Origin of the sequence: Escherichia sp. AM3 (assembly GCF_032029835.1) — a bacterium.
Lineage (GTDB): Bacteria > Pseudomonadota > Gammaproteobacteria > Enterobacterales > Enterobacteriaceae > Escherichia > Escherichia coli.
On the sequence record NZ_JAVUPQ010001178.1, the window covers coordinates 1 to 250 of the forward strand.

General features: G+C 49.6%; 1 pseudogene. It reads right to left on the bottom strand.

The window, feature by feature from the left end:
- A pseudogene (locus RTW80_RS30225) lies at positions 1-233 on the bottom strand (RNA ligase RtcB family protein); the annotation flags it as partial.
- Between the last annotated feature and the right edge of the window lie 17 nt (positions 234-250).

Genomic DNA, 250 nt, shown 5'->3' on the forward strand with positions numbered 1-250 from the left:
GCCTTAACTTGTTGCATTATGCGCAAAGCGATCATCTGGCGATTAATACACGCAAACGCCAGCGCATCGTCATGTTCCGCAATATACCGTAGCGCGTCGTCACTGCCTTGAGGCAAACCATGATGCGAGAACGAGGCAATATGACGCTGTAAAATAGACTGCCCAACCCCCCGCGAGCAGCGATGAACCAACAGTTGCAGATGTTGAGCATCCAGAACTGCCATTGCAAACAGTTAAGCGTTGATGATTT